Genomic DNA, 7,616 nt, shown 5'->3' with positions numbered 1-7,616 from the left:
TGGAAGGAATTAACAATAAACTGAAGGTGATTAAAAGGAGAGGCTATGGATTTAGAAACTTTAAAAACTTTAGTATTAGATGTTTATTAAATTGGCATTTTGCTAGTTGATTTTACATGGTAAGTTCGGAAGAACCAAAAACTGTCAACGGTTGTTACTGGATCGGCAGCATTTCTCGCCCTTAGTAACTTTCCTGCTAATGCGGTCAGTGTCGTCCGAATTCCGCAGAGTTCCTTCACTCCTCAAGCAGGATTGATCACCTTTAGTGAATTTCCTTTGAATACGGTCAACCCTACTTATAATCCAGCGGATTACGGCGGCAGTCCCTTGACGGCACCAACTGTTACCTTTGGTGGCTTCTATCAAGGCCAGAGTTTGTCTGCTAACCCTGGAGTAGATTGCCCTGGTGGTGCTGCTACTGGCTGTGTTGTCGGTACGCCAACTGGTCCTCTATCGCTCGATCCGGCCTCCCCAAATACTTTCATCACCAATGATGGAGCAGCACCTAATAGCCCGGTGCTGTCGGGAACTCCCACATTTAACGGTCCTATAACGATTTTATTTGACAAAGACATGGCCGGCGTGGGGTTAGATGGCGGTTTCTTCAATGCTCCCAACTCAACTGCCATCACAGCCTTTGCCCGAAATGGCTCAGTTCTCGGTCAAGTATCCAATACTGGCTTGGGCATTGAGTTTCTGGGTTTAGTCACTAGCGATGGCAGTGCGGCAATTGCAGGTTTGCAGTTCAGTCTCATCGGTCCTGAGGTTGCTGGTTTTGCCATTGATAGCCTGCGCTTTGGACTTCCAGGGCAAGTTAACCCGCCACGAACAACACCCGAACCTGCTTCCGTTTTAGGCTTACTAACTCTTGGTGCTTTAGGTGCTGGTTCAGCCTTGAAGCGCAAATTAAAATAAAAAACTGGTAAATCTAGCTTTAAATTGGCAGCGATCGCACTATATTGATAAAGTGCGATCGCTTTTTTTGGGGCATTCCACATTTTTATTAATCTTTGTTAGAATGACGAGATGGATAATGGCTTTGAGTTGATTGGAGAACTAACCGAAATAGAGATTATCGCCGTCAACCTCTCTATTCGTGAACTCAGAAGGCTAAAAGCCCAGTTTGGGGGTCGTCGATGGCGGAAGCTAAAAGGAGTCGGCTTAGTTCAATTTCCTGATGGAGAAATCCACAAAGCTGAACTACACTGGTATGAGTCTCATGGTATTGGTCGGCGAAAAATGAAAGTTAAACGAGTTTTGGACTAAATATTTATGCAAACACCAGCATCTAACATTGAATTTGCTATCTGTATTACCGCTGAAGAAGGCGGAGATTTAGAGGTTTGTAAACTTTATCAAGTGTTACCTGATGCTAAAGCGCAAGAGGTGGGATGTTTGCGAGTGATTGATGAATCTGGCGAAGATTATTTGTATCCAGAAAATCATTTTGTCATAATAAAACTTCCTGAAACGGTACAAGTTCAGTTATTAGCAGTCCGCCCTTAAATAGCGAGTAAATTACCTGGGCGTTGCTGATAATAAACGACCTAAGCTGAAATACTGACATTAGAAGTGATCGCCCTCTATAAATTATCAATATAGCGCGATCGCTTTTTTGGGTTATAATAGTAGAAGTGTGAATGACTAAAGTAAAATTGAAAGTCTATCTTGATAGGAGTGTTCTCAACCGAATCTTTGACGATCAGACTCAAGCCAGAATCTATTTGGAGTCAATCTCGATGCAATTAATTTTCCTGCTGGTGGAGAATGAAACAATAGAAATTATCTCTTCTGATGCGCTAGTATATGAAAATCAGCGAAATCCTGACAGCAACCGCCGCACTTTTGTCGAGCTAGTCCTGCAACAAGCTAGGCACTTTCAACTGATTACGGAAGAGGTCTTAGCAAGATCGCAGCAAATCGAAACCTCTGCTAGAATTAAAGGAGTAGATGCTTTGCATATTGCTTGTGCCGAAGCTATAGAAGCAGACTACTTCATTACCTGCGAAGATCGAATGATTAAAAAATAGAGCGGCAGTCTTGCTGTTAAAACTCCTGGGGAGTTTGTCGCCATTATTTTCAACGATTGAATTGAGAAAAATTACTATGAAAGTTCCAACAGATTTGACGATTCCTGAGATTGAGGAAATTAGAAAAGAGGGAGTTAAAGCTCTCGTAGAGAGATTGGGAATTGCTAAAGCGGCCTTCTTTCTAAGAGAAACATCATCCCAACCTCTAAATTATTTAGAAATTAAAGATCAGTTATTTGGTGAAATGAAAGCAACGGATATTTACGCTCAAATTAAAGGCGGCTATGACAGAAATGATTGAGGAAATTTGTCAAAAAGTTAGACAAAACCAATTTGAATTTTCTCAACACGCTGTCAATCAAAGTATCCTGCGTCAGATCAGTGTTCAAGAATTACGGGAGGCGATGGAACAAAGCGAAATTATTGAAGATTATCCGGCTGATAAGTATGGTGCAAGCTGTTTACTTTTGGGATTTACTCTAATTAATAGAGCCTTACACATTCATTGTAGCTATCCCTCTCGCCCTTTGCTGAAAATTATTACCCTATATGAACCCGATCCAAATTTATGGATTGATTTTAAATCAAGGAGAACACCAGATGTCAACTAATTCTAGACAAGAAATCTTAATTGAACAAGAAGTTACCTATACCCTTGAAATCAATGGCAATTTTTTTATTATAGAAAATGTCCCCGCTAGAGTCTGTGTAGAAACGGGAGAGCGTTTTTTTGCACCAGAAACTGTCGAACGCTTGCAGGAAATTATCTGGGAAAATAAGCGACCAAAACGGGTAATTGAAACACCAGTATTTGACTTTGCTAGTTAGGGTTTAATAGAAAACTGGCAAATCGAGCAACAATTGAAGTCTTAAATTAGGGGCGATTTCGCTATGTTTGTAGAGTGCGATCGCTTTTTTTGGGGCATTCCACATTTTTATTAATCTTTGTTAGAATGATGAGATGGGTAATGGCTTTGAGTTGATTGGAGAACTAACCGAAATAGAGATGATCGCCGTCAACTTCCTTTTTACAATTCATTTGGAAACGTTATACAAGGTTGGGTTATGGTTCTAGTGGGGAATTGGCAATAGTTCAATGGTAACGGAACCGCCTTCAATCGCCTGAATTCGCAAATCATAGCCTCGCAACAACCCCATCCCAATTAAAGGCACTGTTTCGGATTTATTGATGTCGATTGTGCGATACTGACCGTCCCAAATTACCCTCGCAATATAAACTTCGAAAATACAATAACTGCCATCTCCCAATGTTGCGATATCACGCCCCTTCCAGGTTAAATTTAGAACCGCAATAATACTAGAAGGCAAGGTCAAAAATCCTGAAAAACCTGTATCAATTACTGCATCCACGAGTTGCATTTTAGCATCGTTTTTCACGACCACTGGAAGGATTGCCTCGCAACTCTGATTTACCGAGCCATACATCATAGAGTTTCTCTCAAACTCCGTGCGCCAAAATGATAGACTGCCCGATGCCCAATTCGGATAAACCAAGTCTGAGCATCGGGATATTTGGCCAGGAGATGCTCTGATGCGGTTACGATGTCATCAGCCACTTCAAAGGCTCCAGTTTCAATGTCGATAGCGACAATTTTACCATGATTGCCTTCCTCGACTTGAGAACGAATCTGAGATTCATAGAGGTGGTTGCCACGTCTAGCAAATTCTTCTTTGCTGTATCGGGGTTGTCGAAGTTTCATCGGTTTGATTTCGTTTAACTTTACGTTTCCATTTTAGCTGACATGACAACATCTTCTCTCACTCCTCTCTAATGCCTCGTATCGAACATTGAAGATTGATATCTTTGGTGCAATCCAGGCGGCTGATTTTGGCGAGGATTATTGGCAGCAATTGCGCCAGCAAAAATAAATTCGGAACGATTTTGCGCCATTTCAGAGATCAATCCAAATGTTAAGAATTGTACAACCCTCTTGTCATAAGGATTTTTATGTCATGAAACCTTAAATTTGGAATTGATGCAATTGCGCTCTCTTGATAGACGGCGATCGCTTTTTGTGGTTATAATAGTTAAAGACACGATAAATTGATTCAAGTCAAGCCCATGCCACTAACTCTTAATTTAACATCGGAAATCGAACAATATCTCAGCCAAAAAGCGACAGAGAAAGGTCTTTCTTTAGAAGCTTATGTCCTCAAGCTACTTAAAGATGCTATTTTAGAACAAGAAAAACAGACTAAACTGGTTAATTTACTTCAATCTTGGATTGATGAAGAAGATGAACAGGAACAACAAGAAACAGGTGAATATTTAATCGAAGCACTCGATCAAGATCGCTTATCGAAGCGTCCTTTATTTCCGGCTGAATTAAAGGGAGTAACTTGGTGAATAGAGTAGTTTTATTAGATACGGGAATTATCGGTTTAATTACTAATCCTAAGCGAGCGCCTGAAAGTCTAGCTTGTAATTGTTGGCTACAAACGCTAATTAAAGCAGGTATTAGGGTTATTCTTCCAGAAATTGCTGATTATGAGGTGCGTCGAGAGTTGTTACGCGCTAACAAGATTAAAGGAATTAAGCGCCTGGATGAGTTAGCTAACTTAATAGAATACCTAGCCATTACAACGGATGCAATGCGAAAAGCTGCTTTATTTTGGGCGCAGGCACGCCAACAAGGACAACCCACAGCAGGAGATAAAACAATTGATGGTGATATGATTTTAATTGCACAAGCTGTCAAGTTATCTGTGAAAAATCCGATAATTGCAACAACAAATGTAGGTCATTTATCCAAATTTGTCAGAGCAGATTTATGGCAAAATATTAGTTTTGATTGACATCTTTCTCAGAGGAACTTTATTGCAAGAGAAGTGACGCAAACCAAACGAGAAGGTTATGAACAGGGATAAGTCAGAAATGGAAGATGATTTGCAGAAATGTTTCCTGCTGCTGATGCGGCTAACGAAGCATTAAGATTTTTGCCCAGAGTAGTGCGAGATAACAAAACTCTTGCTTCTACAGTACAGGCTAACATGAATACTGAGTCCTGACAAGATGCAGTGCTGGCTTGAGTATTTATCTAAAATCCTTATTCATCCCCTAAATAAGCTTCAATCACCGCAGGATTCTCCCTGACTGTAGCTGGATCTCCCAAAGCGATTAACTTACCGAAATCTAACACGGCAATGCGATCGCATAATCCCATCACTAAAGGCACATGATGTTCGATTAACAGGACGGTTAGAGCTAAATTATCGCGAATTTGTCGAATTAGCTGACTTAATGACCCCTTTTCGCTGGGATTCATCCCGGCTGCCGGTTCATCAAGGAGTAATAACTGGGGTTGCAAAGCTAAAGCGCGGGCAATTTCCAAGCGTCTTTGATCACCATATGCTAAATTACGGGCTTTTCGATTGCTTTGGTCGGTTAATCCGACTAAATCTAATAATTCCCCCGCTCTTTTGTAGGTTTTTTCCTCCTCCCTTCTCGAAACTGGTAAACCCAAAATTCCCGTCCAAAGATTGGATCTATTGTGAATATGTCCAGCGATCGCTACATTTTCTAAAGCCGATAATTCGCCAAATAAGCGCAAATTCTGGAAAGTACGGGCAATTCCCGCCTGAGCAATCTGGTGAGGACGATAATTAGCCAGACTGCAGCCTTGATAAATCAAATCACCACTCGATAGGGGAATTAAACCAGTGATAAGATTAAATAAAGTCGTTTTTCCCGCCCCATTAGGTCCAATTAAGCCAAAAATCTCGTTTTTTTGTACCTGAAAGGAAACCCCATCGACAGCGACTAATCCCCCAAATCGACGGGTTGCCCCCCGCACTTCTAATAAATTTGCTTGCATCCTTGTTAATAGATTAAATTAGTCGATTTTACTCGATCAAGACGATTGCAAGTAAGCATTGCACCGACCAAAAAAAGATATTTCTCAGGAGATTTACCCTGAAAGAATCAGTTGTAAGGATTTACACAATCCTAACTGGATAAACAAGACGGCTCACCACTACTAGCGAATCAAAATGCGTCTTAGCTTACCCTAGGGCCGATCGAGCTTGATCAGATAATCTGCCACAGCTTGGTAAGCTGGTAGAGTGGTAGGGTCGTTGGCCGCATTAGCTGCTACGGGATAGGAAGCAAAACGAGCGATTACCATATCTGCACGGGGATCGATGTAGAGGGATTGACCGTGAACTCCCCGCGCCATAAAAGCACCATTCTCGTTGTGAGTAATCCACCACATACTGCGATAACTCCATCCCTTTAAGGCCGAGTATGACGCTCTCGCAAATACCCGTGGATCTCCCCCCTTGCCAATCTTGCGGATGACTTCTGGCGGCACTACTTGGCGATCGCCAACCTTGCCCTCGTCGAGGATCATTTGGCCGAAGCGCGCCAGGTCTCTTAAACCCGCATTTAAGCCGCCACCGGCGAAGGGAGTCCCGATCGAATCTACGGTAAAGTAAGCATCAATATCGGCACCGATTTGACTCCAAATTTTTTCCGAGAGAACTTCCGTCAGTGGTTGCCCCGTGACTCTAGCAATTAACCAACCAAGAACATCAGTATTAATAGTTTTATAGCCAAAACTCTGACCGTGTTCTCCTTTTTTTTGGACAGTTTGCAGGAATTGAAAATAAGTGCTAGGGCCCGTATAACCTTCTGGTTTCGGTAAAGGATTCCCGGCGGCCGCGTGTTGCCAGACCCCCGCCTTGGGATCGGCATAATCTTCACTATAATCTAGGGCCGTGGTCATATTGAGAACTTGACGCACCGTGGCATCGCCAAAGCCGCTTTTCGTCAGTTCGGGAATATAATCCCTAACCAGTTTATTTTCCTCTAATTTATTTTCGGCCACTAACATTTCTCCCAATAATCCCACAAAGGATTTAGTTAGGGACATGGCCCCATGACGTTCCACCTGGTTCAAACAGCCGAAAAACTTTTCATAAACCATTTGACCATGGTGCATCACCAGTATCCCATCGGTAAAGTTAGCTTCTAGGGATTGTTGCCAAGTCATCGTGTCCTTGGCCCCCCAGGGCAGAAAAGTCACGTTGTCAATATCTGATAATTCTTTTTTCACCAAAGGAACAGCTAGAGATAATCCCCGACTAACGGCTTTAGTGGGCATAAGCTGTTGAAAATGGCAAACACTCCAGCGCATTTGGGGAAATTGAAAATAACTACCGTTAGCAAAACGGATAATTTTATCGGGGGGGGGCGGCGAACCCTGCATCCAGCCTAAAATCCTTGGATCGGAGTTGGCTGCCGTCCAAGTTATCTTAGTCGCTGCCGTGGTTCTTTCCTCTGCGATCGCCTTGAGGGATAGATGCCAGCCGCTTGCCAGTACACAGGCACTAAAAAAAAATATTAAGAGAATTCGCCGGAGTTTCATGAAAAATCAGGGAAATTAGGAAAACTGACTAGATTTAGTCTCGGAATGAAAAGATAGTTCATCGAAAATTTGGGTCTGAAACCCCGTCGTTCTACGACGGCTTTACTGTTAAATATGAGCATCGTTTACGAAATATATGCTAAAATGTGAGGTATGGAAAAAGCCTATTCGTTTCGATTTTACCCCACACCCGAACAAG

Annotated in this window: 15 protein-coding genes; 11 read left to right on the top strand and 4 right to left on the bottom strand. The window is 42.2% G+C overall.

Annotated features, from left to right (window positions below; all coding sequences use genetic code 11):
- From IM515_RS23170 to IM515_RS23135, 8 genes are all read left to right on the top strand, one after another.
- Nucleotides 1-110 (top strand): transposase (locus IM515_RS23170; RefSeq protein WP_287629580.1); only part of this gene is annotated, 110 nt, incomplete at its 5' end.
- Nucleotides 111-276: 166 nt separating this feature from the next.
- Nucleotides 277-915, top strand: a complete 639-nt coding sequence (locus IM515_RS23165; protein WP_287629862.1) for a PEP-CTERM sorting domain-containing protein — start codon at nucleotides 277-279, stop codon at nucleotides 913-915.
- A gap of 111 nt (nucleotides 916-1,026) precedes the next feature.
- Nucleotides 1,027-1,266: a hypothetical protein gene (locus tag IM515_RS23160; RefSeq protein ID WP_287629861.1), complete on the top strand. Its 240-nt coding sequence runs from the start codon at nucleotides 1,027-1,029 to the stop codon at nucleotides 1,264-1,266.
- Between the two features lie 6 nt (nucleotides 1,267-1,272).
- Nucleotides 1,273-1,506 carry a hypothetical protein gene (locus tag IM515_RS23155; protein WP_002745620.1) on the top strand — a complete coding sequence of 78 codons (234 nt, stop codon included), beginning with the start codon at nucleotides 1,273-1,275 and terminating at the stop codon, nucleotides 1,504-1,506.
- Between the two features lie 134 nt (nucleotides 1,507-1,640).
- Complete coding sequence (locus IM515_RS23150; RefSeq protein ID WP_287629860.1) at nucleotides 1,641-2,030, top strand: PIN domain-containing protein; 390 nt, start codon at nucleotides 1,641-1,643, stop codon at nucleotides 2,028-2,030.
- Between the two features lie 76 nt (nucleotides 2,031-2,106).
- Nucleotides 2,107-2,331 carry a hypothetical protein gene (locus tag IM515_RS23145; RefSeq protein WP_287629859.1) on the top strand — a complete coding sequence of 75 codons (225 nt, stop codon included), beginning with the start codon at nucleotides 2,107-2,109 and terminating at the stop codon, nucleotides 2,329-2,331.
- Nucleotides 2,324-2,641, top strand: coding sequence for a DUF4258 domain-containing protein (locus tag IM515_RS23140; protein ID WP_002763935.1), 318 nt, complete (start codon nucleotides 2,324-2,326; stop codon nucleotides 2,639-2,641). Before IM515_RS23145 ends, IM515_RS23140 begins: the two co-directional genes overlap by 8 nt.
- Nucleotides 2,580-2,858, top strand: a complete 279-nt coding sequence (locus tag IM515_RS23135; RefSeq protein ID WP_002767595.1) for a YgiT-type zinc finger protein — start codon at nucleotides 2,580-2,582, stop codon at nucleotides 2,856-2,858. The genes IM515_RS23140 and IM515_RS23135 overlap by 62 nt, the downstream gene beginning before the upstream one ends.
- A gap of 243 nt (nucleotides 2,859-3,101) precedes the next feature.
- Here the strand turns inward: IM515_RS23135 and IM515_RS23130 are convergent, their stop codons facing one another.
- Complete coding sequence (locus IM515_RS23130) at nucleotides 3,102-3,479, bottom strand: clan AA aspartic protease (protein WP_287629857.1); 378 nt, start codon at nucleotides 3,477-3,479, stop codon at nucleotides 3,102-3,104.
- Entirely contained in the window at nucleotides 3,476-3,751 is a 276-nt protein-coding gene (locus IM515_RS23125; RefSeq protein WP_002767597.1) for a hypothetical protein, read from the bottom strand. Before IM515_RS23125 ends, IM515_RS23130 begins: the two co-directional genes overlap by 4 nt.
- 362 nt (nucleotides 3,752-4,113) lie before the next feature.
- On the opposite strand from IM515_RS23125, the gene IM515_RS23120 reads away from it, so the two are divergent.
- Both IM515_RS23120 and IM515_RS23115 read left to right on the top strand, forming a co-directional pair.
- Nucleotides 4,114-4,398: a hypothetical protein gene (locus IM515_RS23120; protein WP_287629856.1), complete on the top strand. Its 285-nt coding sequence runs from the start codon at nucleotides 4,114-4,116 to the stop codon at nucleotides 4,396-4,398.
- Nucleotides 4,395-4,847: a PIN domain-containing protein gene (locus IM515_RS23115; RefSeq protein ID WP_002767600.1), complete on the top strand. Its 453-nt coding sequence runs from the start codon at nucleotides 4,395-4,397 to the stop codon at nucleotides 4,845-4,847. Before IM515_RS23120 ends, IM515_RS23115 begins: the two co-directional genes overlap by 4 nt.
- Before the next feature lie 251 nt (nucleotides 4,848-5,098).
- Here IM515_RS23115 and IM515_RS23110 read toward each other — a convergent pair whose 3' ends face one another.
- Nucleotides 5,099-5,866, bottom strand: coding sequence for an ABC transporter ATP-binding protein (locus IM515_RS23110; RefSeq protein WP_287629855.1), 768 nt, complete (start codon nucleotides 5,864-5,866; stop codon nucleotides 5,099-5,101).
- A 192-nt stretch (nucleotides 5,867-6,058) separates the two neighbouring features.
- Complete coding sequence (locus IM515_RS23105; RefSeq protein WP_287629853.1) at nucleotides 6,059-7,417, bottom strand: serine hydrolase domain-containing protein; 1,359 nt, start codon at nucleotides 7,415-7,417, stop codon at nucleotides 6,059-6,061.
- A gap of 153 nt (nucleotides 7,418-7,570) precedes the next feature.
- On the opposite strand from IM515_RS23105, the gene IM515_RS26035 reads away from it, so the two are divergent.
- A partial coding sequence (locus tag IM515_RS26035; RefSeq protein WP_353737100.1) for a helix-turn-helix domain-containing protein occupies nucleotides 7,571-7,616 on the top strand: 46 nt, incomplete at its 3' end.

The organism is Microcystis sp. M44BS1, assembly GCF_020244875.1.
Classification (GTDB): Bacteria; Cyanobacteriota; Cyanobacteriia; order Cyanobacteriales; family Microcystaceae; genus Microcystis; species Microcystis panniformis.
Note: the sequence above shows the minus strand (reverse complement) of the source record. Positions and strands in the feature narration are given on the sequence as shown.